Below are 21,687 nucleotides of genomic sequence, written 5' to 3'. Positions count from 1 at the left end.
AGTTACAACGAATACGGATCTACGCTCTTACACGATTGAAGGGACGCTACAAAACCTGAACATCTGAAGGTTGAGCCCTATCAAGCGGCCTCCTGAAGCAACCACGGGGCGCACTCCGCAACCGTCTATCACCGCAGCCCGGCCCAGCGCCGGGTTTTTCATATCTGCCCTGTCATGCCTTCGTCACATCCACCAAGCACAATACGGTCAGCCAAAAGGATTTGGCCCATCTATAGAGAGCCCGGCCTGATGCCGGGCTTTTTCGTTCTGGCGCCTCGCCGCCGAAAACTCAGTCCAATACGTTATGCATGACCTCGTAAATTAGTCCGGTCGCGATGGTCACCAGAATCAGGTCCGTACCGACTTGCTGCCATTCATAACCATCGTAATGAGGCAGTCTGCCCTGCATCCGGCCGTCCAGTTTCTTGGCGATTCCCGGTGGTAGCGGCTTTCCTCGAGCAAGCTTCTTTTGAATACCTGGCGGTAACGCTGGACCAGGCGACCAATAGTCACGACTGTCACCGATAATCACTCGAACGCCACCCACGTCGACCTGTGGGCCGCTGTATCCGCCCCCTTGTTCGTAGCTTTGGAGTTTGTTGCCTTTGTTCCCGTGATCGCCGTGCGGGTTCCCCTTCCCATTGCCAGGATCTGCGTACAGAGCTGTTGAGCCACACAAAAGCGTAATACTTGTTAAAAAAGCCACAACTGAACGAGTAGTCATATCCGTGATCCTCTGCGTGAGCCCATGCCGTAGCGCCTTTCGTCGGAGGCCTGAGAACTATAAACAATGAAGTACGTCCTAGTTCATATAAACCTACCCTGATCGATGGAAGCAATCATGCTTTTAAAGAAGACGAATCTCGTAGCTGTGGTGACATGCGTCATGATGCTGGCTGCAGCGCCTTTACTCCCAATGTCCTCTGCTTATGCAAAAAGTGGTGGTGGCGGTAACGGCGCAGGTCACGGCAGCAGTAGCGGCGGCGGACAGGGAGTAGGTCATTCTGCCGACGCTGACAGCAATGGCCGTAGCGAAGGCCAAGAAAGCGATCATGACGGTCGAGCGGTCAGGGACCACGGGGTCAATGGCCAACACAACGGGAGTACTCGCCATGACAGCAAAGGTCATGGCGTGGCTACCTCCGGGATTGCACACTCCAAAACTACGCACGGACTTACGAAGGCCACTGCGATCTCAACTACCACACCAGGAGATCACAATTCAAAAGGCCTGAGTAAAGCGGCTGCTTCGACCACCAAAACCAAACAAGATCAGTAAACCCAGCCCTTACCGTCGCGCGAGCTTTTCCATTTTTTCGTGCAACCCAGAAAGCCCGCCATCTGCGCAATGCTGTTCACTTAAGGAAAAACGCCGCTTATCCCTAAATAGGAAAGTGGCGTTTTTCTTGGCTTTCGCTGTAGAGCCGGAAATCAAAAGCTTCCGGTCTACGGCTTAAGTGAACAGCATTGCAGCGCTAGACTGGGCTTTTTCACATCTGACCGGGTCTGCGAATCAGCTCCCACCCTCACCCCATCTGAACCGGGATGCGCCACCGACAGGGAACTCCGAGCTGGCACCACGTATCAAAAAATATAGGGTAAATCATTTAGGCTTCATGCTTTCGGAGGACACGCCATGCGCCGCATATTCCTCATCCCTTTGCTAATGCTTTGTCTGCCCTTTGGTTCGGCCATGGCTCGCAGGCCCGATATTGATGCGCGCGATGTTGCTACTTCGGCAGGTATTTCCGTGTCGCTGTACTCAACGTTCAAGGACCACAAAATCGCGATTCCCGCGCGCGATGACGCCTCCAGCTTCGTCGCCAGTGGAGGCACGATTCGCGGCGTCTATCTGGAGTCAGTGTTGGATCAGATTCGACATGACCATCCAGGCCTCAAGGCCAGTGACGAAGAGCTGGCCAATGCAATCCTCATTCAAGATGAGCTACCCGCTGCTCACTAGAGGTGTACGCAAGTCAGTAGCGAGGCTACGCCAAGGGGCATAGGGAAAGTATATCTGTACCAATGTATGCGTTCCTGTTCGGCGGCTTTGAGTCAAAAGAGAGTATTTGCCAAACTGAACGAACCCAAAAACCAACAAAGCCCGGCACTAGACCGCAATGCTGTTCAGTTAAGCGAACGCTCCTACAAAAGCGACCTCATTTTCTTAAGTGAACAGCATTGGGTACTAGACCGGGTTTTTTCACGCCAGGAAGGAGTCTTACTTGCCCGGGCTCCAGGAGTCACCAGTGTCGCATCCAGCCTGAACGACAAACGCAATGACCAAACTCCAAATCCTGACATGAGGACTCAATGGGTTACGCATCTTTATTCCTGAATTAACCAATAGGAAGATACTTGATTGAGCTGAGCATTCACGAGACTACCTACAGGCAATACATCCAACGTCGAGCAAGATCAATACGCCCTCACATTGCAATGCCTGCTAACCGGTGATCGCTAATCGCTCCGGCGGCCCTGCCGCATCATGTGGTTGGTTGTGCATCTTTGTGCCTGAGGATCAGGCGTGTGCGCTCCAGCCACGGTCCGCCGAAGACGATGATCTCCGAAGGCCGCCCGTACCGATGGTGCAACAGGAAAGGACCAGGGCCGAACACCTCCGACTCTTCGCCGGGCAGCGCAGGATCGGTGCCAAGGTAGATCCCGGCATGGTTCGGGTGAGCCCTTCGACCGACCGCCATAACGATCATGTCGCCGCGCTGTGGCTGGTCGACGCGGTAGAAGCCGGCGGCTTCATAACTCGCCTCGCATAAGCTGGTGTTTTCGGCGCCCTCCCACCTGCCATCAACGCGCAGGAAGGCTTCAAACTCAAGACCCCACTCGCGTTTGTACCAATCCGCGCAAACCTGCCAGCAGTCCCAAACGCCGTGAACAAACGGGCGCTTCAGTAAAGGCGTATTGCCCGTCGGGATGATGGTGCGAAGGTCCGCCTCGGGCCAGCTCAGAATGTGCCAGGGCAATGCTGTGGCTTCGCACATGGCCAGGTCGTGCGGTGACGGCTGGCTGGTGGCGTCCGGGTGTGAATGAACGATGCCAATTACTTCGCCCTGGTCTTGCGCAACGGCATAGTCCTCGGGATCAAGCAGGAATTCTTCGTTCGGCTCTGTGGCGATGTTTCGGCAGGGGAAGTACTGCTGCTTTCGGCCGATCGCCAGCAAAAGGCCGCAGCACTCTTTCGGGTACTCGGTGACCGCGTGCGTCTTTATTGCGCTCAGGATGTGCTTGCGCATGAATCAGCTCCGGGCAATCGGAAAACGGCCGGGAAACCGCCGTGGTTGCCCTCGATCTGCACTGGTCAGGCTGCGTACTCGTTACCCTGCCACCCAATTGACTTGGCTGGCAGCTCGTCCGGCAATACCGCGGCGGCCGTGAGTTCCTCCAGTGTGTGCGGGATTGCATGAGCATGAAAGCGCAAAACGTCTGCGCCGTACTCGGTGCCACGTCCCCGCCGGGCTCCAGCTTCTGGATGTCCGTGATTAATGCCATCAGGATTGCCTTTTAGGGGTGGAATGTTTGTTCGAAGGTGGCGGTCAAGTGCCATTGTTTATCCTTTCACGCAGAGCAGATTCCGGAGTAGCCTCACCCAACCACTCGCAGGAGCATTACATGAAAATTCGAATCCGATCTGTCAGTCATAACCCTGACTTAGAGCCAGAAATTTTCTCGGTTTGTCTGCTTTTAGATCCTGATGACGGATATGAGGGCATCTTTATGGGAGAGGCTACCGTGACCATCCCATTTGATTCGGACCTGACATTCTCGCAAATTGAGCTAAAAGCCATAGCGGAAGCAAAGAGAGTTCTCTAAGCATATTCAGGCGGGTGTCAGCCGTTCTTTATTGCTGTGCGAATTCGCCCGCCCTGACCAAGATTTTTTTCATCATCTGCTGATATTTCTGCTCGACGAAGCTAGCCAGATCTTTGCCGAAGGACTCATATCCAGAGCCATCACGGCCATTTCGTCGAGGAAGGCCATGGTGGCTCCAGATGTGAAAAGCCCAGCGCGATGGCTGGGCTCTGGTTATTTTCTGTGTTCCATCATCTTGTCGGCGAGCGCTTTGGCCCTGTCAACCAACTGGTTCTGCCTGTCTTCATGATTCGATTTTGGGCCTCCTACAACCGGAGCCGTCAGATTGCTTTCCGCAATCAACGCAGCGCAGAAGTATTGATCCCAAACTCTTTGCTCCGATGCCTGTTTGTTCATTTGGTCGGCGTTCATATGCGGCTCCTTTTAGTGAGGTAGCCCTGCTATTTTACGCCCGAACCGCAAACAACCCGCGTCGTAACAGATAATCCGCAAACTGCGTTGCACTCGCGTTTTACGTTGCTCATGCTGTTTTCCGATATCGCACCACCATTCGTCGCATATGAAAACGTGGCACGCATTACGCGACCATGTCTGGCTTAGGGATTGCAAAGGACGCCCGTAGCAGCCCCAGAACGACGTAATTCTGACGCGGCGGCAATCAAAATTAACGCTTAAGGACTCCAGCGATACGCTTGGTCAGTCACCGGAGATGTAACGTGTCAACGCTCAATGAAATCGCTGCGAACCACGCGAGAATGGCTAAGGCAAAGGAAGAAGAGTCGATCGGGCTGAGTGAGCGACACCTTCAAATAGTGGGTAGCTTCGAAATCCTATCCATGGATGCGCAACAACACATTCCACTGCACCTCATCGCTGGAGCGCAGGACAACCACACCGGACAAGCTACTGGCTACTTACTCTGATTGCGCTTGATCTGGGCGTCGACCTGTTCGACGCACGTGTCCAGCAGCTTGAACGGTATTCAGCTCGCCCGGAGTCATGATCGTGGAGAATAGCCCGTCAGCGACATCAGGCGCCGTGGCGAAGCTGATCGGGTAGTCGTCCCCCTCATCGAAGAGGCCGAGGCCTTTCGGTGGGCACGGTCGATTCATGCTCTCACCAAGGGGCTTGATGGTGAAAAGCAATCCTGCCCGGCAGGCGCGTTCGATTGCCTCCCAGTCGGGCTGCTTGGTTGTCATGGCATATCTCGGGGCTAAAATGAGTGGTGGATTGTCGGCATCAGTGAGGCTTCATCTTTCGAGGGCAGGACCATGCGCACGACTGAAGATGCGATAATTGCGGCAGCAAGACAGCGCGCTGCAAGCCGGGGAGAAAACGTGGTCATGGCTGCGGCCTCAGCACTCGAAGTCGTGGCAGCTCTGAAAAAGTCTTTAACGGGAGACAAATACCAGGAGGCGCTCGAAAAGCTGTATCTCGAGTACACAGCGTCCTGATCTACCCGTGCCGCACTCATAAAAAAGCCCCGGCATGACCGAGGCGAGTAAATTCTGATCTGACTATTGGGTATTGGAAGGTCGCATCGATCTCGCCCTGTAACCAGGTAAGGACGCGGCAAAAGCCAAGGCCTCTTCCCGAGAGCGGAAGGATCCGAGTCGATCTGCCTTCGTGCACACCCTCCAGGGGCCGCTGTTCACGCTGAGCACGGCATAACCGTTCATGTGCATCTTGGTAAGCATTGGAACACTCATAGTCACCTCCCTTTCGGTAGAGATACCAGGGGTTGCCCGGCATACCATACACCCGACCTTCGCCACCAAAACGACCGAACGTCGCGACGCAATTTGCCGATTCGCGAAACGTGTCGCGAATTAGATCTCGCCTGCCTTTCTTTCAGCCCCGCGCTTGCCGAGATAACTGGCCTGTTCAACACCGAGCACGCCGGGGCAATAGGGTCATGCACCATTGATCAGCGACGGCAAAAAAAGGTTCAACTTGGTACAAACTCAGCTAACGTCATATGTCGCCACGGTCAGGATGGATGACCGCTAAACCGAGCGTGATCTCTCGCTCGACGCCATGACTTGAAGGAATGCCAGGACAGTATTTTCACCTTCCTGTCCTGCCGGAAGGAATGCCGCTATGAACACGAACAACTCAAAAAAGACGCAACACGCTACATGGCCTGACTCCATCAACATCGACAATCAGCTCTTCTTTGAAGCTGATCGGCTAAGCGCAGAAGCCTATGCACTCCTCAGCGACCAACCTATTTCGACTCAGACCCTGAAAAGGTTTTCCGAAGTCAAGAAGCGGGCCGATGAAAAATATCTCCAAGCCCAGCAGGAATGGTTGCGTACCAAGAACAAGATCAACCGGTAAATGCATTCCGCTGGTGAGGACGGCCAGCCTAAAGCAAGCACAGCCCTACTGCGCTACACGACGTTGCCGAGCCCCTTATTCGGCGTTGGGCTAACGACTACGGCCGAGCACGCGCCGAAGAGATTGCTGCTCACCGAGGCTGCTCAGATCGTTGGAGTAGCAACGGAACAGATCGTCGCCGAGATCAAATTGGGTGGGCGGCTTTTGTCACTGGAAGAGTCGTAGTGACGGTCGATTGCCATTCCCGAAGGAGGCGAATTTCAGGCAAAAAAAAGCCCAAGCAGCTGATGGACGCTTGGGACTCAAAATGCATAAACCGTGGTGGTGAACGCAGAGCAATATTATCTGATTTCAGAGACTCGTAACAAGATATTTTCGACCTTCCGTCCGATTAAGAATCTCCTAACCCATTAAGTAACCACACTTTTTTCAAGGCTGCGCCTCGGCCCGGCGGGAGAGCACCCGTGTCCGATTTAGCGCTCAAACAAAGCCTAAGCCTCACACCGCAGTCACTCGACGAGGCCATGCGCTTCGCCGATATCCTCGCCACTTCGACCATTGTTCCGAAAGAGTTCCGCAGCAACCTCGGCAATATTCTGGTGGCGATCCAGTGGGGGCTCGAACTCGGCATGCGGCCAATGCAGGCCTGCAAAACATTGCAGTCATCAATGGTCGCCCTTCTCTCTGGGGTGACGCAGTTATGGCTATCTGTCTTTCTCTCCTATCCGGTGTTGCGCAACCGCTGGGATGAAGCCAGGGAGAAGGTGGCCACGAAGGCAGTAGCTGAAGGCGACACAACTCTCTCGGCAAGGATCCGGTAATTCCAGTTCCGCGATATCCGACCGAAGGCTGCCAGTGAAATCGACGATATCGGCCACGCAAGAAGACTGCTTGGGCACTCAACTCGGAGATGACAAAGAAGGTTTATCGCCGTGCTGACGAAATCGTGAGCCCCACAAAATGACCGAGGGTTGCGGAACACCATCGAATAGTTGCGGAACACTTCACTTTTCTGAGGGCATGAAAAAACCCCGTAGATCGTTGATCTACGGGGCTTTCAATAGTGGAGGCCGAGGTCGGAATCGAACCGGCGTAGGTGGATTTGCAATCCACTGCATAACCATTTTGCTACTCGGCCTCAAACGCTCAATGTCATACAACAACATCAACCGTATACAAACTGGAGCGGGATGCGGAAGCCAAGCTAACGACCCAAACCTTTATCCTGCAAGCCACTTGAATCCAAGCGCCTGAGCGATGGGCGGCATTATGGAGAAGAACATCGGACTTGGCAACCCCCTGAATTCTAAAAGATTTAACTCTCCTCCCAATGAGCCACCAAGCTCTGTTTGTGGCCCATTATCCTCGACGCTGATTAGCTGTCTGGCGCAGGCAAACTCTTGGCTTGGGCCCTCCTCAATAACGCGCCATGACTAATCCGACAGCACCTGCTGGAACGAGGTGTCGATAACCGGACGGGTCGCGAACGCAGTCGGTAGCGCCTTGACCTTGTACAGAAAGTCCGCAGTGCTCTGAATGTCCGCCGCTGCTTGTTGATCGACCGGCCCGACAGTCATGTGCGCCTGACGCAACCAAAGGCGGGACACGTCCTGATCGAGGTTGGCTTTCTTCGCCCAGAGGTCGGCGTAGTCATCGGTATGTGCATCGACCCAGGCCCGGGCTTTTTTCAGTCGTGCGAGGAAGTCGGCGATGGCCTCACGCTTGGTGTCGATCGAAGGCGTTGAGGCGGCAATTGCGCTCAAGCCGGGCATCAGGTCCTTGGCCGTCAGGATCGGTCTGGCGCCGGAGAACAGGATTTGCTGGGAAATGTAGGGTTCCCACACAGGGAAAGCGTCGATGCTGCCTTGTGGCAGTGCCGCTGCCGCATCGATCGGCATTAGCTTGATGAACTCGACGTAGTCCTCCGGCAAGCCAGCTTGTTCCAGTGCACGCAAGGTGAGCTGCTGGCTCCAGGCACCCGGCCAATAGGCGACTTTTTTACCCTTGAGGTCGGCAATGGTTTTCGCTGGCGAATCTTTGGGTACCAGCAAGGCGATGGTCTGTGGATTTTGTCGCGACACGCCGATCAGTTTCACCGGAGCCTGTTTGGCCGCCAGGAACAGGAAGCCGGAATCCCCGAGAAAGCCCAAGTCCAATGCACCGGTATTGAGCGCTTCAGCTAAGGGTGCAGCGGCCTGGAAGTGCTTCCAGTCGACCGTATAGGGAGCGCCCTCAAGCACACCAGACGCCTCCACCGAGGCCCGAATGTTGTAGTAATTCTGGTCGCCTACGCGCAAGACCACCGGGCCGGCGGCTTGAGTCAGTGATGCGGTAAAAAGCGAGCTGAGCAACAACCAGCGCAGGTATCGGGAAAACTTCATAAAGGCTCCTAAAACGTCATAAGTCGGATTCTTTATAGACCATAACGTTCTTAAAGGAATCGGAGAAATTCGTTTAAGGCATATGCTCATATTCGAAATCGAGCGTTTTGTATCGCACTGTTGGTAGCGCAACAGCCTCTCAACAGACTGCTGTTGTGCAGACACCTCTTCGAGCCCCGCCCCCCAGCTAACCCCCTTATTCGCGTTGAATCCAGTAAATGGCACGGAGCCTGACATATTCCTTTTACGCAGATCGCCGTACAGCTAACTGATTTTTTAGAAATAAGCAGCCGCCGATAACCATCGTCCCTTTTGCCTGGAATGAGTCCGTTTAAGGTGCTGAGTTTGGCGGCATGTGTGGCGCGTGCCTTACAAGAGCGACTTATCGCTTGAAGCCGGCGGCGTCCGGTTCAGGTGGAAGCGGCAGACCTCGCCCTCGCGCACCATGCATTCGAGGTGTTCCACCTCACCGCCGCCCAGCGCGCCGATTAGCGCCAGATCAAGTTCGCAGACCTGAGGGTGGGTTTTGGCCAAATGATGGAACACACAGTTGTGGGCGACTATTTCCTTCTCGCCAGACGAACGGAAAAACACCTCGGCTTCGTAGCCGGCCTGATTCATGTGGCTGACGATCTGCTCTTCGTTTACGACCGATTGCTCCATTCCCGCGGCCATTTTCTGACCGAGACTACGCATCAATCTGGCCAAATTGTCGTGACCCATTATTTCGGCGACTTCGCCAATCAACAGATCGGCCAGCATTTGGTATTGCCGTGGAAACAACTCCCGGCCGGAGCTCGTGAGCTGGAACAACTGTTGAGGGCGCCGGCCTGTGGGACGGGTTTCGCCACGCAGGATCAGACCGTCCCGCTCCAACGCAGTCAGGTGTTGACGAATGGCGGTGCGAGTCACCTCGAGGTGACTCGCCAAATCATCAATACTCATGCCCGCCGGCTGGTACAGCAGTGCAGACAAAAGATCCTGCTGTGTACGACCCATCCCCTGGAGCATTGTGCAACCTCACTGCGTTTGCCAAAAAAGGGGGCGCCTACGCGCCCCGTCCAACATCAAAACTTGTCCGGAAACTGTTTGACCAATGCTGCGCCCAACGTATCGGCAAGGACCAGCATATGTTGGCGCATCGCTGCCCAGGTCTGGGCTTCAGCGGCATAGTCCTTTTTGCCCAACTGATCAATTTGAGCGATGTGGTGCCCGCCGTGAGCGCTGAGCATGGCGACCAATGTCCCTTCCGGCAAATTCGGATTAGCCGAGGCCAGGAAATGCGCCAGGGCTTTGGCATTACTGGTCAGCTCTTCAACGGCGGCAGTTTTCCCCTTGGCGTCCTTGGCTACAGAGGCATCGCTGTAATGTTTCACCGCCCCCCAATGCCCGGCGAGCAGCTTCAACAGTTGATCTGCCGCAGGCTGACCGTACAAGGGCGCAAGGCTATTGGCTATCGAGGTGGCATTGGCCACCACTTGAGTAACCGCCGTATCCGCCTGCGCGCGGTTCCCTTGCTGGTTGGCGACAACGTAGTTTCTGATCCAGAAAATGTGCTCCACCCACAGATCCCGCAGTGCCAATCGAGTTGTGAGCGCAGCATCTTGCGCTCCCGCGACCGGTGCCGGGCTTTGAGCGGCATCACTCCAAAGCGGCTGAACACAAAGTGCAAAGAGCAAGAAACCCAGGATTCTGATGTTCATGGCTAGAGACTCGATTTATGGATTGTTTGATAAAGGTAGTTTCGACATACAAATATGTCAATATTAAAAACAGACCTTTTATCGAGACGTCACCTGACCGGGGTTATCCCTGAATAAAATGAAAAAAATTTAGCCCTGGCAGCATAAATTTTGAGTTATTGGTGCGCGCCGCTGCGGGTAGTATTTGAAAGCATCGCCGAGCAACGCAGCGCTATAAGGGAGCCTTGTCATGCCGGTAAAAAACTCACTCAGCACCCTGCTGTACAAACTTCACCAAAACCAGCTGGCGATTGCCGCCGCTGTCGAAGAACTCTCCTATGCGATTGAAGCCACTGGGTGTACGCAGGTCGCGGTAAAGGCCCGGCAGGATCTCAGCATGCTGGATCGGAACCTCGTCTTCATCTCCTCGACAATTCTCGAGTTGATGGAGGACGAAAGGTCCGAGGTGGATTAGCACCGGGTCAATGGCCCACGGAAGACTACGTTTGGGTTTCGCTGGCAGCCCAGCGCATGAAGGCTTCAGCGACCTGTGATGGGCGCATTGCGCTGGATTGGGCGAGCACCACGCGCTGCGGCTTGACGGCTTCGCGCAGCGGGCGGCAGATAATCGGTTTGCCGTCGTAACTCTGATCACCTGCCGGACGGGTGCACGACAGCGCTACGCCATAACCATGGGCAACCAGGCCACGCTGCATCTCGAAAGTCTGTGTGTATTGCTGCGCCATGGGATGCAGGTCGTGCGACCAAAACAGCGAGAGGAAATACTCTCGCGTCTGCGCGATGTCTTCGAGGATCAGGCATTCGCGCGCCAGGTCGAAGAGCGATACGTCATCCTGTGCCGCCAGCGGGTGATCGGCTGGCAGCAAGGCATAGGGTGAAAGTTGCGCGAGCACTTCCCGCTCGGTCAGCGGATCCAGCCCCAACTCATAGGTCAATGCCAGCTCAGCCTTGCCCGCGTTCAAGGTCCGATGCACTCCTGCCAGATCGGTTTCGAACAGTGTGACCAATACCTCTGGGTGCTGCGCACGAAAGCCGGCCAATAATCGAGGTGCGAAGTAAGGCCCCAGATCCTGAAAGCAGACCAACGTCAGCTGACCACGCAGCGCTTGCCGAGCACCATGATCCTCGGTCATCTCCCTCGCCAGGTTGAGGATGTCCCGCGCCCGCCCCAAGAGACGCTGCCCTGCCGGCGTCAGCTCCAGCCCGCGACTGACCTGGCGGCGAAACAGGCGCTCACCCAGCGTGTCTTCCAGCTGAGAAATTGCCAGGGACACTGAGGGCTGCGATACATGTCGCGCCCTGGCCCCAGCACTGATGCTTCCATGCTCGGCGGCGGCAACGAAGTACTCCAGCTGGCGGAATGAAAAACCTATCATGTTTTCCTATACTCAAGAATAAGAAATATATAGTTTTCCTATTCGAGCGCAAAAGCAATACTCCTCGCACACCGCTAACAACCGAGGAGCAAGCCCGATGATGTCCGATGTCGAGGTATTTCAGCGAGAGGGTGCTGTCGTTCTGCGCGGCGCCTTCACCGACTGGATCGAGCGTCTGCGTGAAGGGTTCGAACAGAACCTCGCGCAGCCCAGCCAGTTTGCGATAGAGAATGTGGGCAGCGGTGAAAAAGGCCGTTTTTTCGAAGATTACTGCAACTGGCAACGCATCCCGGCCTTTACTGACTTTGTCATGAACTCACCGGCTGCCGGGATCGCCGGGAACATCATGCAATCACAGCAGGTGCAGGTCTTCCACGATCACATTCTGGTCAAAGAGCCTGGCACCTCCAAACCAACGCCCTGGCATCAGGATCTGCCCTATTACTGTGTGGATGGCCTGCAGACCGCCAGCTATTGGATTCCGCTTGATCCCGTGACCAAACTCAACACCCTGAGCGTGGTGCTCGGCTCACACCTGTGGCCCAAACCGGTACGACCAAAAAGTTGGGCCAGCAACACGGATTTCTATGGCGAAACCAACTCCGTAACTGGGGAAAGTGTCTTTATGGACATGCCGGATGTGGATAACGGCGACTTCAGAATCCTCTCGCCGGAATTGCAACCGGGCGATGCCGTGGTGTTTGACTTTCGCACGGTGCATGGCGCGGCGGGCAACCAGGGCACCGGCCGCAGAAGAGCTTTTTCGACCCGCTTCATCGGCGACGATGTGCGTTACATCGCCCGCTCGGGGCGCACCTCGCCGCCCTTCCCGGGGATCAATCTGAAAACCGGCGACCGTATGCGCGAAGATTGGTTTCCAGTCGTCTGGCGCCAAAACGACTGAGATCGTTGCACGCCCTTGCCCCCCTAAAATCTATCGTTCGCCTCCCCCGAAAATCCGGGAGAGAGAGTTGCCCGTAGTAGATACACGGTTCCGGGCTTGAGAACTTTTGCTCGGCAAAAATAAGAATAAAAATAACCATTAAAGGTCATCCAATATGATCAAGTCTCGAGCCACGGTTGCCTTCCAGGCCAAGACAGGGCAAGGGCCTGGTGCCGGACGGCACCCGCCGTTCGCCCCATCAAGACACGCCAATTCTCCATTACATGGGTACTTCGAGCTTCTGCGAGTACACCGTGTTGCCATCCATTTCGATTCTTGACCCCCTATCGCCGCCGTCCAGCGACGGCGATGGGAGGCGCGCGACCTTTATTTACCACGTGATACCCAAACCACTACCCCCGATATACCGAGGAGCACTCAATGGCTATTTTCACCCACGTTACCGTTGGCACCAACGACCTGCACAAGTCGCGAGCTTTTTATGACCGCACGCTCGGCACGCTCGGCCTCAAGCGCATCGCCGATCTCGGCGACAACGGCTCGATCTGGGGAGAACAGGCACCTTCCTTTTTCGTTCTGAGCCCTGCCAACGGCGCCCCCGCTACCGTCGGCAATGGCGTCACTGTCAGTTTTGAAGCGTCAGACCGGGCATCGATCGATGCCTTCCACGCCACCGCGCTCGCCGAGGGCGGTAAATGCGAAGGTACCCCGGGGCCGCGTAACTGGGCGCCGCATGCCTATGCAGCCTACGTCCGCGACCTGGACGGTAACAAGCTGGCTGCGTACTGCTTCAAACCGGTCTGACCGGTTCGCCACCGCGGCCATACACGTTTCTGAACACAACACTGCCATCTGTCGATCTACCTATTCCCAGCTGGAGACTCACCTATGCAACGTTCAGTACTCAAAATCAGCGCCCTTCTGTTGCTTCTCGGCACTGCCGGCCTGGCTCAGGCCGGCAGCAGTTGCCTGGCAGACGTCAAAGCCTCTGGCGTGCTGCGCTCCGGTAACGGCCTGATGGGCACGAAACCTTTCATTTGGCAAAACGAAGATGGCAGCTACGGCGGCTTCGAGGCCGAACTGTTCAAGGAGATCGGCAAACGCATCGGCGTCCCCAAAACCGAGTATGTGGTTACCGAGTGGTCGACCTTGATTCCCGGCATGAAATCCAAGCGCTGGGACATCATTCTCTCCGCCATGTCGGCCACCCAGGAGCGGGTGAAGAACGCGGGGATCCTCTTCAGCAATCCATATTTCCTGAGCTACAACTACGTCATCGTGAAGACCGACTCACCGATCAAATCGATGGACGACCTCAAGGGCAAGAAGCTCGCCACCGTAATGGGGACCGACGACTCCCTCAACGCACACCGGCTGGCTGACGCCGGCGTGGTGGGCGAAGTCATGGATTTCAACGGCTTCGGTGAACCCTTCCAGGCCCTGCAGAATAATCAGGCCGATGCCGTTCTGCTCGATCAGGGCACCCTGATTGGCCAGAAGGAAACCATGAAGAACCTGCGCGTCGTGGGTGAGCCGATCCTTTATCAACCAAAACCGGAATGGGCTGCTGCCGAAGCCAAGGCGCCGTACATCTACGGTACGCAAGCGATCGCAGTGCGTGACGAATGTGGGGATTTACGCGAAGCCATTAACGTCGCACTCGACTCAATGATCGCCGATGGTACTCACCAATCCATCCTCGAAAAATACGGCGTATGGGACCCCATGCAAACAAAGCTAATCAAGAACTGACCATTCAACAAACAGAGGGATACCCGCTATGTACGACTTCTTGTTTGTCCTCATCCCCAAGTATTTCCCATTCCTGCTCAAGGGTGCGGTAGTGACACTGGAACTGTCAGTGTTGAGCATGACCCTGGGCATCCTGATCGGCCTGGCCGTCGCTCTCGGTCGACTCGCGCGCCGGCCTTGGCTGGACTGGCCATTGCGCAGCTATGTGGAACTCTGGCGAGGCGTACCACTGGTCGTACAGTTGCTGGTGATCTACTTCACCCTGCCGCAAATCGGCCTGACACTTTCCGGCTTCTGGGCTGGAGTGCTGGGCCTTAGCCTCAACCTTGGCGCCTACCTCTCCGAGGTCTTTCGTGCGGCCATCCTCTCGCTGGACAAAGGCCAGCGGGAGGCCGGTCTATCCATCGGCATGTCGCGCAACAAGATTTATCTACGCGTGATCCTGCCTCAGGCACTGAAAATTGCGATCCCGACCGTGGGCGGCTATTTCATCTCACTGCTCAAGGACTCCTCGCTGGTTTCCTTCATTGCCGTCAATGAGCTGCTGCGTCACGGCAGCATTGTTATCGCCAATACCTTCCTCAGCATGCAGGTCTATCTGATGGTAGCGATCATCTATTTCGTCCTGAGCTTCATTGCTGCACGTGGGGTGCACTGGATCGAGCAACGCCTGACGCCAGCCCACCTGCGCACAGGAACGCGTGTCAATACGAGCCCCATATCCTCCAAGCTGACAGAGGCCAAATCATGAATGCCGATCCCATCCTGCAGATCAGCGGCCTGCATAAGGCCTACGGCAATACAAAAATCTTGCGCGGCGTTGACCTGACCGTAAAGCGTGGCGAAGTCATCTTCCTCATCGGCCCTAGCGGGGGCGGTAAGTCGACGCTGCTTCGCTGCATCAACTTTCTTGAAACGCCCTGTGCCGGTGAGATCACCTTTACCGGGGAGAGGCTGTGCCATCAGGACAACCAGACCTACCAACAGGTGGACGAATCCAGACTGCACATGGCGCGCAGCAAAATGCCTATGGTGTTCCAGCAGTTCAACCTGTTCAGCAATCGCACTGTTCTGGAGAACGTCATCGAAGGGCCAGTGCATGTGCTACGCCGCCCCAAACAGGAGGCAATAGCTGAGGCCAAGGCAATTCTCGACAAAGTCGGCCTGTCGACGCGACTCGACTACTACCCCGACCAACTGTCTGGGGGGCAGCGTCAGCGGGTTGCTATCGCGCGAGCCCTGGCCATGAAACCAGAGCTGATTCTGTTCGATGAGCCTACCTCCGCGCTCGACCCGGAGCTGGTATCCGGAGTGCTCGACACCATCCGCCAACTCGCCCAGGACGGCATGACGATGATCATCGTCACCCATGAAATGAACTTCGCACGCAAACTGGCCGACCGCATCTGCTTCGTCGCCGACGGTGGCATTCTCGAGTCCGGGTGCCCGGAACAGCTGCTCGCCTCTCCCAACAACAGCCGCATAGCCAGTTTTATCCAGTCAATGCAGCACTGACCCGTGCCTCCTCATGTCAGATTCTTCACTGAATCTGGCATGGGGAACCCCCTCCCCCATAGGTGATATCCGATCACCCATCCGTTGAAAAACCATCCTTTGTAAACCCCTTCAGCGCTGGCGCTTAATCCCTCGCACCGTGAGGTATGCGGGCTAACGCGCTCAATAAAATAATAAGGGGTCGTCATGCAAGAAAATGCGGGTCTATTACTGATACTACTGGCAGCGATCGTGATGATCATCGTGCTGGTGGTCAAATTCAGAGTTCATTCCTTCCTGGCCTTGATGCTGGCCAGTTTTGTCGTCGGCGCCGGGGCCGGTATGCCCTTGCCGAGCATTGCCGAATCCTTTGAAAAAGGCATGGGCGGCACGCTGGGTTTCCTCGCAGCGATCATCGGCCTGGGCAGTATTCTCGGCAAAATGCTCGAAGAGTCAGGTGGCGCCGAGCGCATAGCTCAGGCATTGCTCAATGCCCTGGGCGAACAGCGCGCCGCATGGGCGATGATGCTGGTTGGCTTCGTCGTAGGCATCCCGGTGTTCTTCGAGGTGGGGTTTGTCTTGCTGATCCCGCTGATCTACGTCGTCGCCAAGGAAACCCGCCTCAACATTCTGTATGTCGGAATACCGCTGGCCATTTCGCTGATGACCGTGCACTGCATGCTACCGCCCCATCCTGCCGCCATGGCGATTACCAAGATGCTTGGCGCCGATGTCGGCACCGTCATCCTCTACGGTTTGATCGTCGGCTTGCCGACCGCCATCATCGCCGGCCCTGTCTGGGTCAACCTGGTCTGCTCGCGCACTGCGCCCGCTAGCCAACAGGCTTTTCTGGATGAACGCTGCGTCCTGAGTCCGCACCGAGAGCTGCCAGGCCTGGGACTGACCCTGTTCACTATCCTCTTGCCGCTGCTGCTGATGGTCGGCAAGACGTTGGCTGTCATGAGCCTGCCTCAAGGCTCCAGCCTGTACAGCCTGATGAGCTTCCTCGGCAACCCCCTGACCGCCCTGGCGATCGCGGTGATCTTTGCCTACTGGGCGCTGGGACTGCGCCGTGGCTTGCAGATGGCGCAACTGCAGGTCTTGACCCAGAGCTGCTTCACCCCGCTGGCGAATATTTTGCTGATCATCGGCGCCGGTGGCGCGTTCAATGGCGTGCTGATCGACAGCGGCGTCGGCAAAGTCCTCGCCAGCACCCTGGGGCACTGGGACATCAATCCGATCCTCCTGGCCTGGCTCGTCGCCGGCCTGATGCACCTGGCCGTGGGCTCGGCAACCGTGGCAATGGTCAGCGCTGCTGGCATGATTCTGCCGATCCTGGACGCCATGCCAGGGCAAAACCGCGAACTCATGGTGATCGCCATCGGTGCCGGCGCTATCGGCTGGACCACCGTGACTGACTCGGCTTTCTGGGTGGTCAAGGAATACCTGGGCGTATCCCTGAGTGATGCGCTGAAAAAATTTACCGCCGGTACCGTGCTCGCATCAGTCGTCGCCCTGGGGATGACACTGCTGTTGTCGCATTGGGTGTAAGCCCGTCCGTCTGCAATTAAAAGTCTGGAGTAACAAGATGATCCTGGATAAAACCATCGAAACATGGTGCGAAAGCCATCCCTTGATCGCCGAACTGGTGAACCTGAAGGAAACCACCTGGTTCAACCCTGCCCTCGCCCCTACCGCACAGGCGTTGAGCGACGTGGCCTTGACCGCCGCCGATATCGCTGATGCCAGCGCACGGCTTGAGCGTTTTGCACCGTTTATCATGTCGGCTTTTCCTCAGACCAACGCCAGTCACGGCATCATCGAGTCCGAGATTTTGCCCCTGACTAAATTGCAGGCGGCGTTGGCCAGCCAATACCCGCAGGCATCACAGGGCGCCTTGTGGCTCAAGGCCGACAACCTGCTGCCGATCTCCGGCTCGATCAAGGCCCGTGGCGGGATTTACGAAGTACTCAAGCATGCCGAAGACCTGGCTCTCGCCTCGGGCCTGATTCAACCCGGCGACAGCTACGCGAAACTGGACAGCGAGGAAGCCCGCACATTTTTCGCTCAGTACAGTATTGCCGTCGGCTCCACCGGCAATCTTGGGCTGTCCATCGGCATCATGAGTGCCCGTCTGGGCTTTCAGGCCACCGTGCATATGTCCGCCGACGCGCGGCAATGGAAGAAAGACAAGTTGCGCTCGTGCGGGGTCACCGTGATGGAGTACGAGTCCGATTACAGTGTGGCCGTCGAGCAAGGCCGTAAACAATCGGAGTCCGATCCGCACTGCCATTTTGTCGACGATGAAAACTCGGTCAACCTGTTCCTGGGCTATGCCGTGGCCGCTGAACGCTTGCAGCGACAGCTGACGGCGGCGGGCATCACCGTCGATCAAGAGCATCCTCTGTTCGTTTACCTGCCGTGCGGCGTAGGCGGTGGCCCTGGCGGCGTTGCCTTTGGCCTCAAGCACATTTTTGGCGACGCAGTGCATTGCATCTTCGCCGAGCCAACTCACTCACCCTGCATGCTGCTGGGGGTGTATACCGGACTGCATGATGCGGTCTCGGTCTATGACTTCGGCATCGACAACAGCACTGCGGCCGATGGCTTGGCGGTGGGTCGACCGTCCGGTTTCGTCGGTCGTTCGATGCAACGCTTGCTCGACGGTTACTACACGATCAGCGATGAGGAAATGTACCGCCTGCTGGCCCTGATGGAATCGACCGAAGGCATTAAACTAGAACCCTCCGCGCTGGCAGGCGTTCCTGGCCTGATCAGGGTTCTGCAGGAGCAACAGGGTTATCGAGAGCGCCTGAACCTGACCGAGTCTCGTCTGGCCAATGCCACCCATCTGGTATGGGGCACTGGAGGCAGCATGGTGCCCAACGAAGAAATGGACGCCTACCTGACTAAAGGGCGGGAGCTTCTGGCACAGCAATAAACCTTGATCGTCGGTCCGTGCCCGTGCTCAATGCAGGGGCACGGATCCATCGATTTTCGCCAGCGGAGTACCCTATTGATGCTGAACCTTCCCCCCCGACCTGGGGCCCAAATCAATAGCACGCAGTTTGCCAACCTGCATACCTTTCTGGTGGCGGCTCGACACTTGAGCTTTTCCCTGGCCGCACAAGAGCTGTGCCTGACACCGAGTGCCGTGAGCCATCGCATTGGCAAACTCGAACGCGCCCTGTCACTGCGCCTGTTCGAGCGCCTGACACGGCAAGTCCGGCTGACGGTCGAAGGCGAACGCGTGTTCATGATTCTGCAAGGCGTCATGGACGAATTGACGGAGGCGCTGCAACCCTCCCCCGACGCGGAAATATCCGGCTCAGTCGCGCTCTACTCTCGTCCCTCAGCCGCTCAATGCTGGCTGGTGCCACGCCTGGCAGATTTTCACGAACGCTACCCGCAAATCTCATTAGATATCCGCGTCGGAAACGACAACATCGACTTCCGCACCCAGAACATCGACCTGGCCCTGCTGTATGCCAACGGCGAATTCCCTGGCCTGGTCAGCCATAAACTGATGAGCGAAACCATCGCCCCCGTTTGCAGCCCTCAATACGCTCATCGACATGGTTTGCTGGAGAACCCCGAAAACCTGCGCACCTGCACCCTTCTGCACGACGCCCTGGCCTGGGAAAACGCCGTGTACGATGCAGAGTGGCAGCTGTGGGCCGGGCATCAAGGCATGCAAGCGTGGCTACCGGAAAAAAGCCTGACCTTTGATCGTTCCGACTTATGCGTTACCGCCGCGATCAATAATGTCGGTATAGCAATCGGTCGCCAGCGCCTGGTGCAACGACGAATAGATCAAGGTGAGTTGATTCTGCCCTTTGGCGGTTTTACCCAGCCCGGGCGTTACGATTATTTCCTGGTCCACCCTCAGCGCAATCCCGTGCCAAAGCGCGTCCAGGTCTTGATTGACTGGCTGCACGAATGTGCGTAACCGCCGGCGAAAAAGATTTCGCCGGCGCCAGACCTGCTTATCCGTCTTAATCCGAATTGCTATTCCAAAACCAGTTCCAGAACCCTGGCAAATGGACAGGTTCGGAACTATCGGTAACAGTGCGGGCCATGACGGCACGCTGCAACTCTGAGCGATCGTCGTAAAAAGGCTTGGCTGCGGTTGCCACACCTGTCTCGCGCGCGCTGTCGATCAGGATCTGCAGATATTCCTGCATATGCCGGGAGGTGTAGCGATTGAGGTCGTGAAACGTCACCACCACCGGAATAGCGGCATCGACCGTCGGCAGCTCTCCAGCAGCGATCCGCTCGCGCACCTCGGACAATTGCCTGAGCATGTTGGAACGTCTGCGCAGACTGAAGTTATAACCCCATATCTTGCCGTCATTGGCGCTCAGATCCGTCAGCAAAACATGCATGCCATGCTGCTGATACGCGGCGAAGGTGCGTTTATCGTAATTCCAGAATGGCGGGCGCACGAGAATCGGTGCCGCGCCTGTGATCGCAGCAATGTCCGCGCTGCCTTCCGTGAGCGACTGTTCGAGTTTTTCCGGGCTCAGCGAACGATGATTGGTATGCCCCGGCGTGGCGGTGTGAAAGCCCAGCATATGGCCTTCGTCATTTTCACGGTGCATGATTTCCCGGCCCCGTTCGCTGCCGCCCGCCCCTGTCGCACGACTCTGCACAAAAAAGACCGCTTTGATGCCCGACTGCACCGGATTATGCGCAAGATCGTCGAGAATGGAGACCGTCGGATTGTAAAATCCGGACGCGCTTGGACCGTCGTCAAAGGTCAGCAGAAAACGTATTGGGGGTTGCGAGTGCAAACGTTGCTCAGTCTGCGGCGTCATTGCGATCGGCTGGCTGATACAACCGAAGAGGCCGACTGCAATAGCGAGCGCTGATAAAGCGGTGACGATCTGTTTCATGTTTTTTGCCTTAGTCCAGATCGACCCAGTTTCCCACGTCAGCGAAGACAGCGACACCACCCCCTCTAGACGGATAGCGAATCAGGCACCCGCTGATTTTGTCCGGATCTGAGTGAGAAAGCTGCGCTTCACCCGCGCAAGAAACACGGGCTCAACTGCACCAGGCAGACAACTGACCTTTGAGCAACTGGCCAGTCGCTCAAAGGTGTTGTACGGAGAAAGGACCTATTTCAGATTGCCACTGAGGAACTGTCGCAGCCGATCGCTCTGGGGGTTGCCCAGTACGTCTTCGGGTGCGCCCTGTTCTTCGACTCGCCCCTGATGCAGAAACAGCACCTGGTTTGACACTTTGCGAGCGAAGCTCATTTCGTGGGTGACCATGATCATGGTGCGACCTTCTTCGGCCAACCCCTGAATGACCTTGAGCACTTCGCCCACCAGTTCCGGGTCGAGGGCCGAGGTTGGCTCGTCGAACAGCATGACTTCCGGTTCCATGGCCAAGGCCCGAGCGATGGCGACTCGCTGTTGCTGACCGCCGGAGAGAAACGCCGGGTATTGATCAGCGACGCGGGACGGCAGGCCGACTTTGTCCAGGTAACGACGGGCACGGTCTTCGGCGTCTTTTTTGCTGCAACCCATCACCCGGCGCGGGGCCATGGTGATGTTTTCCAACACCGTCATGTGGCTCCACAGATTGAAGTGCTGGAACACCATCGCCAGACGGGTGCGGATTCGTTGCAGTTCAGCGTCATCGGCCACGCGCATACCGTGTCGATCGTTGACCATGCGAATCGGCTGATCGTCCAGGGTCATGGCGCCGTCGTTGGGCGTTTCGAGAAAGTTGATGCAGCGCAAAAAGGTGCTCTTGCCCGAACCGCTGGCGCCGATCAAGCTGATCACATCACCGGTTTTGGCTTTCAGAGAGACGCCCTTGAGTACTTCGTGGCTGCCGTAACTTTTATGTAGGTCTTCAATCGTCAGTTTGTACATGTGCGCAAGCATCCTCAAAGGGGA

Annotated in this window: 26 protein-coding genes, 1 tRNA gene and 3 pseudogenes; 17 read left to right on the top strand and 13 right to left on the bottom strand. The window is 56.4% G+C overall.

Annotated features, from left to right (window positions below; all coding sequences use genetic code 11):
- Positions 1 to 289: 289 nt before the first annotated feature.
- On the bottom strand, positions 290 to 724 hold the full coding sequence (locus ACZYSM_RS22325) for an anti-virulence regulator CigR family protein (protein ID WP_489074653.1): 435 nt from the start codon (positions 722 to 724) through the stop codon (positions 290 to 292).
- A 117-nt stretch (positions 725 to 841) separates the two neighbouring features.
- Here ACZYSM_RS22325 and ACZYSM_RS22320 point away from each other — a divergent pair, with 117 nt between their 5' ends.
- Positions 842 to 1,279 (top strand): hypothetical protein, encoded by a 438-nt coding sequence (locus ACZYSM_RS22320; protein WP_489074651.1) that lies wholly within the window; start codon positions 842 to 844, stop codon positions 1,277 to 1,279.
- A 357-nt stretch (positions 1,280 to 1,636) separates the two neighbouring features.
- On the top strand, positions 1,637 to 1,963 hold the full coding sequence (locus tag ACZYSM_RS22315; protein ID WP_489074649.1) for a DUF2388 domain-containing protein: 327 nt from the start codon (positions 1,637 to 1,639) through the stop codon (positions 1,961 to 1,963).
- 523 nt (positions 1,964 to 2,486) lie between these two features.
- Here ACZYSM_RS22315 and ACZYSM_RS22310 read toward each other — a convergent pair.
- Positions 2,487 to 3,251, bottom strand: a complete 765-nt coding sequence (locus ACZYSM_RS22310; protein WP_489074647.1) for a C40 family peptidase — start codon at positions 3,249 to 3,251, stop codon at positions 2,487 to 2,489.
- 68 nt (positions 3,252 to 3,319) lie between these two features.
- A pseudogene (locus tag ACZYSM_RS22305) lies at positions 3,320 to 3,507 on the bottom strand (phage minor tail protein L); the annotation flags it as partial.
- Between the two features lie 120 nt (positions 3,508 to 3,627).
- Between ACZYSM_RS22305 and ACZYSM_RS22300 the strand changes: the two are divergent.
- Complete coding sequence (locus ACZYSM_RS22300; RefSeq protein ID WP_489074646.1) at positions 3,628 to 3,828, top strand: hypothetical protein; 201 nt, start codon at positions 3,628 to 3,630, stop codon at positions 3,826 to 3,828.
- A 213-nt stretch (positions 3,829 to 4,041) separates the two neighbouring features.
- Here ACZYSM_RS22300 and ACZYSM_RS22295 read toward each other — a convergent pair whose 3' ends face one another.
- Positions 4,042 to 4,239, bottom strand: coding sequence for a hypothetical protein (locus ACZYSM_RS22295; protein ID WP_489074645.1), 198 nt, complete (start codon positions 4,237 to 4,239; stop codon positions 4,042 to 4,044).
- A 305-nt stretch (positions 4,240 to 4,544) separates the two neighbouring features.
- Between ACZYSM_RS22295 and ACZYSM_RS22290 the strand changes: the two genes are divergently transcribed.
- A complete protein-coding gene (locus ACZYSM_RS22290) occupies positions 4,545 to 4,751 on the top strand; it encodes a hypothetical protein (protein WP_489074644.1) in 207 nt (68 codons plus the stop codon).
- Here the strand turns inward: ACZYSM_RS22290 and ACZYSM_RS22285 are convergent.
- Complete coding sequence (locus tag ACZYSM_RS22285; protein WP_489074643.1) at positions 4,743 to 5,027, bottom strand: hypothetical protein; 285 nt, start codon at positions 5,025 to 5,027, stop codon at positions 4,743 to 4,745. The genes ACZYSM_RS22290 and ACZYSM_RS22285 overlap by 9 nt on opposite strands.
- Positions 5,028 to 5,099: 72 nt before the next feature.
- Between ACZYSM_RS22285 and ACZYSM_RS22280 the strand changes: the two genes are divergently transcribed.
- Positions 5,100 to 5,282, top strand: coding sequence for a hypothetical protein (locus tag ACZYSM_RS22280; protein WP_489074641.1), 183 nt, complete (start codon positions 5,100 to 5,102; stop codon positions 5,280 to 5,282).
- Positions 5,283 to 5,345: 63 nt separating this feature from the next.
- Here the strand turns inward: ACZYSM_RS22280 and ACZYSM_RS22275 are convergent, their stop codons facing one another.
- Complete coding sequence (locus ACZYSM_RS22275) at positions 5,346 to 5,537, bottom strand: DUF2188 domain-containing protein (RefSeq protein WP_489074639.1); 192 nt, start codon at positions 5,535 to 5,537, stop codon at positions 5,346 to 5,348.
- A 391-nt stretch (positions 5,538 to 5,928) separates the two neighbouring features.
- Between ACZYSM_RS22275 and ACZYSM_RS22270 the strand changes: the two genes are divergently transcribed.
- Positions 5,929 to 6,168, top strand: a complete 240-nt coding sequence (locus ACZYSM_RS22270; protein ID WP_489074637.1) for a hypothetical protein — start codon at positions 5,929 to 5,931, stop codon at positions 6,166 to 6,168.
- Between the two features lie 716 nt (positions 6,169 to 6,884).
- A pseudogene (locus ACZYSM_RS22265) lies at positions 6,885 to 7,132 on the top strand (site-specific integrase); the annotation flags it as partial.
- Positions 7,133 to 7,232: 100 nt separating this feature from the next.
- On the opposite strand, the gene ACZYSM_RS22260 reads toward ACZYSM_RS22265, so the two are convergent.
- The 4 genes from ACZYSM_RS22260 to ACZYSM_RS22245 all read right to left on the bottom strand — a co-directional run bounded on the left by ACZYSM_RS22260 (position 7,233) and on the right by ACZYSM_RS22245 (position 10,252).
- A tRNA-Cys gene (locus ACZYSM_RS22260) sits at positions 7,233 to 7,306 on the bottom strand.
- Between the two features lie 295 nt (positions 7,307 to 7,601).
- Positions 7,602 to 8,549 (bottom strand): ABC transporter substrate-binding protein, encoded by a 948-nt coding sequence (locus ACZYSM_RS22255; protein ID WP_489074635.1) that lies wholly within the window; start codon positions 8,547 to 8,549, stop codon positions 7,602 to 7,604.
- A 369-nt stretch (positions 8,550 to 8,918) separates the two neighbouring features.
- The gene (locus ACZYSM_RS22250; protein ID WP_489074633.1) at positions 8,919 to 9,560 is read right to left on the bottom strand and encodes a helix-turn-helix transcriptional regulator; all 642 of its coding nucleotides are present in this window, start codon (positions 9,558 to 9,560) and stop codon (positions 8,919 to 8,921) included.
- A gap of 56 nt (positions 9,561 to 9,616) precedes the next feature.
- Positions 9,617 to 10,252, bottom strand: a complete 636-nt coding sequence (locus tag ACZYSM_RS22245; RefSeq protein WP_489074631.1) for a hypothetical protein — start codon at positions 10,250 to 10,252, stop codon at positions 9,617 to 9,619.
- Between the two features lie 229 nt (positions 10,253 to 10,481).
- Between ACZYSM_RS22245 and ACZYSM_RS22240 the strand changes: the two genes are divergently transcribed.
- Positions 10,482 to 10,706, top strand: a complete 225-nt coding sequence (locus ACZYSM_RS22240; RefSeq protein WP_489074629.1) for a hypothetical protein — start codon at positions 10,482 to 10,484, stop codon at positions 10,704 to 10,706.
- Between the two features lie 25 nt (positions 10,707 to 10,731).
- On the opposite strand, the gene ACZYSM_RS22235 is transcribed toward ACZYSM_RS22240, so the two are convergent.
- The gene (locus ACZYSM_RS22235; protein ID WP_489074627.1) at positions 10,732 to 11,628 is read right to left on the bottom strand and encodes a LysR substrate-binding domain-containing protein; all 897 of its coding nucleotides are present in this window, start codon (positions 11,626 to 11,628) and stop codon (positions 10,732 to 10,734) included.
- A gap of 97 nt (positions 11,629 to 11,725) precedes the next feature.
- On the opposite strand from ACZYSM_RS22235, the gene ACZYSM_RS22230 reads away from it, so the two are divergent.
- The 9 genes and pseudogenes from ACZYSM_RS22230 (at position 11,726) to dsdC (ending at position 19,727) form a co-directional block, all read left to right on the top strand.
- Positions 11,726 to 12,532, top strand: a complete 807-nt coding sequence (locus tag ACZYSM_RS22230) for a phytanoyl-CoA dioxygenase family protein (RefSeq protein WP_489074625.1) — start codon at positions 11,726 to 11,728, stop codon at positions 12,530 to 12,532.
- A gap of 185 nt (positions 12,533 to 12,717) precedes the next feature.
- A pseudogene (locus ACZYSM_RS22225) lies at positions 12,718 to 12,846 on the top strand (S-(hydroxymethyl)glutathione dehydrogenase); the annotation flags it as partial.
- Positions 12,847 to 12,952: 106 nt separating this feature from the next.
- Positions 12,953 to 13,336 carry a VOC family protein gene (locus ACZYSM_RS22220; protein ID WP_489074623.1) on the top strand — a complete coding sequence of 128 codons (384 nt, stop codon included), beginning with the start codon at positions 12,953 to 12,955 and terminating at the stop codon, positions 13,334 to 13,336.
- An 84-nt stretch (positions 13,337 to 13,420) separates the two neighbouring features.
- Positions 13,421 to 14,284, top strand: a complete 864-nt coding sequence (locus ACZYSM_RS22215) for a substrate-binding periplasmic protein (protein ID WP_489074621.1) — start codon at positions 13,421 to 13,423, stop codon at positions 14,282 to 14,284.
- Between the two features lie 28 nt (positions 14,285 to 14,312).
- Entirely contained in the window at positions 14,313 to 15,035 is a 723-nt protein-coding gene (locus ACZYSM_RS22210) for an amino acid ABC transporter permease (RefSeq protein WP_489074619.1), read from the top strand.
- An 11-nt stretch (positions 15,036 to 15,046) separates the two neighbouring features.
- Entirely contained in the window at positions 15,047 to 15,799 is a 753-nt protein-coding gene (locus tag ACZYSM_RS22205) for an amino acid ABC transporter ATP-binding protein (RefSeq protein ID WP_489074702.1), read from the top strand.
- A 186-nt stretch (positions 15,800 to 15,985) separates the two neighbouring features.
- Complete coding sequence (locus tag ACZYSM_RS22200; RefSeq protein WP_489074617.1) at positions 15,986 to 17,329, top strand: GntT/GntP/DsdX family permease; 1,344 nt, start codon at positions 15,986 to 15,988, stop codon at positions 17,327 to 17,329.
- 37 nt (positions 17,330 to 17,366) lie between these two features.
- The gene (gene dsdA / locus ACZYSM_RS22195) at positions 17,367 to 18,719 is read left to right on the top strand and encodes a D-serine ammonia-lyase (RefSeq protein WP_489074615.1); all 1,353 of its coding nucleotides are present in this window, start codon (positions 17,367 to 17,369) and stop codon (positions 18,717 to 18,719) included.
- 78 nt (positions 18,720 to 18,797) lie between these two features.
- Positions 18,798 to 19,727: a DNA-binding transcriptional regulator DsdC gene (gene dsdC, locus ACZYSM_RS22190; protein WP_489074613.1), complete on the top strand. Its 930-nt coding sequence runs from the start codon at positions 18,798 to 18,800 to the stop codon at positions 19,725 to 19,727.
- A gap of 46 nt (positions 19,728 to 19,773) precedes the next feature.
- Here dsdC and ACZYSM_RS22185 read toward each other — a convergent pair whose 3' ends face one another.
- Both ACZYSM_RS22185 and ACZYSM_RS22180 read right to left on the bottom strand, forming a co-directional pair.
- A complete protein-coding gene (locus tag ACZYSM_RS22185) occupies positions 19,774 to 20,673 on the bottom strand; it encodes a polysaccharide deacetylase family protein (RefSeq protein ID WP_489074611.1) in 900 nt (299 codons plus the stop codon).
- 225 nt (positions 20,674 to 20,898) lie between these two features.
- Complete coding sequence (locus ACZYSM_RS22180) at positions 20,899 to 21,663, bottom strand: ABC transporter ATP-binding protein (RefSeq protein WP_489074608.1); 765 nt, start codon at positions 21,661 to 21,663, stop codon at positions 20,899 to 20,901.
- Between the last annotated feature and the right edge of the window lie 24 nt (positions 21,664 to 21,687).

It is taken from the genome of Pseudomonas sp. F220, from assembly GCF_057813935.1.
The sequence above is the reverse complement of the archived record's forward strand: the minus strand, read 5'-3'. Positions and strand labels throughout refer to the sequence as shown.

Bases quoted from the DNA above. Each gene is read 5' to 3' on its own strand.
- ACZYSM_RS22325 (WP_489074653.1), bottom strand. From the start codon at position 724: ATGACTACTCGTTCAGTTGTGGCTTTTTTAACAAGTATTACGCTTTTG.
- ACZYSM_RS22320 (WP_489074651.1), top strand. From the start codon at position 842: ATGCTTTTAAAGAAGACGAATCTCGTAGCTGTGGTGACATGCGTCATG.
- ACZYSM_RS22315 (WP_489074649.1), top strand. From the start codon at position 1,637: ATGCGCCGCATATTCCTCATCCCTTTGCTAATGCTTTGTCTGCCCTTT.
- ACZYSM_RS22310 (WP_489074647.1), bottom strand. From the start codon at position 3,251: ATGCGCAAGCACATCCTGAGCGCAATAAAGACGCACGCGGTCACCGAG.
- ACZYSM_RS22300 (WP_489074646.1), top strand. From the start codon at position 3,628: ATGAAAATTCGAATCCGATCTGTCAGTCATAACCCTGACTTAGAGCCA.
- ACZYSM_RS22295 (WP_489074645.1), bottom strand. From the start codon at position 4,239: ATGAACGCCGACCAAATGAACAAACAGGCATCGGAGCAAAGAGTTTGG.
- ACZYSM_RS22285 (WP_489074643.1), bottom strand. From the start codon at position 5,027: ATGACAACCAAGCAGCCCGACTGGGAGGCAATCGAACGCGCCTGCCGG.
- ACZYSM_RS22280 (WP_489074641.1), top strand. From the start codon at position 5,100: ATGCGCACGACTGAAGATGCGATAATTGCGGCAGCAAGACAGCGCGCT.
- ACZYSM_RS22275 (WP_489074639.1), bottom strand. From the start codon at position 5,537: ATGAGTGTTCCAATGCTTACCAAGATGCACATGAACGGTTATGCCGTG.
- ACZYSM_RS22270 (WP_489074637.1), top strand. From the start codon at position 5,929: ATGAACACGAACAACTCAAAAAAGACGCAACACGCTACATGGCCTGAC.
- ACZYSM_RS22255 (WP_489074635.1), bottom strand. From the start codon at position 8,549: ATGAAGTTTTCCCGATACCTGCGCTGGTTGTTGCTCAGCTCGCTTTTT.
- ACZYSM_RS22250 (WP_489074633.1), bottom strand. From the start codon at position 9,560: ATGCTCCAGGGGATGGGTCGTACACAGCAGGATCTTTTGTCTGCACTG.
- ACZYSM_RS22245 (WP_489074631.1), bottom strand. From the start codon at position 10,252: ATGAACATCAGAATCCTGGGTTTCTTGCTCTTTGCACTTTGTGTTCAG.
- ACZYSM_RS22240 (WP_489074629.1), top strand. From the start codon at position 10,482: ATGCCGGTAAAAAACTCACTCAGCACCCTGCTGTACAAACTTCACCAA.
- ACZYSM_RS22235 (WP_489074627.1), bottom strand. From the start codon at position 11,628: ATGATAGGTTTTTCATTCCGCCAGCTGGAGTACTTCGTTGCCGCCGCC.
- ACZYSM_RS22230 (WP_489074625.1), top strand. From the start codon at position 11,726: ATGATGTCCGATGTCGAGGTATTTCAGCGAGAGGGTGCTGTCGTTCTG.
- ACZYSM_RS22220 (WP_489074623.1), top strand. From the start codon at position 12,953: ATGGCTATTTTCACCCACGTTACCGTTGGCACCAACGACCTGCACAAG.
- ACZYSM_RS22215 (WP_489074621.1), top strand. From the start codon at position 13,421: ATGCAACGTTCAGTACTCAAAATCAGCGCCCTTCTGTTGCTTCTCGGC.
- ACZYSM_RS22210 (WP_489074619.1), top strand. From the start codon at position 14,313: ATGTACGACTTCTTGTTTGTCCTCATCCCCAAGTATTTCCCATTCCTG.
- ACZYSM_RS22200 (WP_489074617.1), top strand. From the start codon at position 15,986: ATGCAAGAAAATGCGGGTCTATTACTGATACTACTGGCAGCGATCGTG.
- dsdA (WP_489074615.1), top strand. From the start codon at position 17,367: ATGATCCTGGATAAAACCATCGAAACATGGTGCGAAAGCCATCCCTTG.
- dsdC (WP_489074613.1), top strand. From the start codon at position 18,798: ATGCTGAACCTTCCCCCCCGACCTGGGGCCCAAATCAATAGCACGCAG.
- ACZYSM_RS22185 (WP_489074611.1), bottom strand. From the start codon at position 20,673: ATGAAACAGATCGTCACCGCTTTATCAGCGCTCGCTATTGCAGTCGGC.
- ACZYSM_RS22180 (WP_489074608.1), bottom strand. From the start codon at position 21,663: ATGTACAAACTGACGATTGAAGACCTACATAAAAGTTACGGCAGCCAC.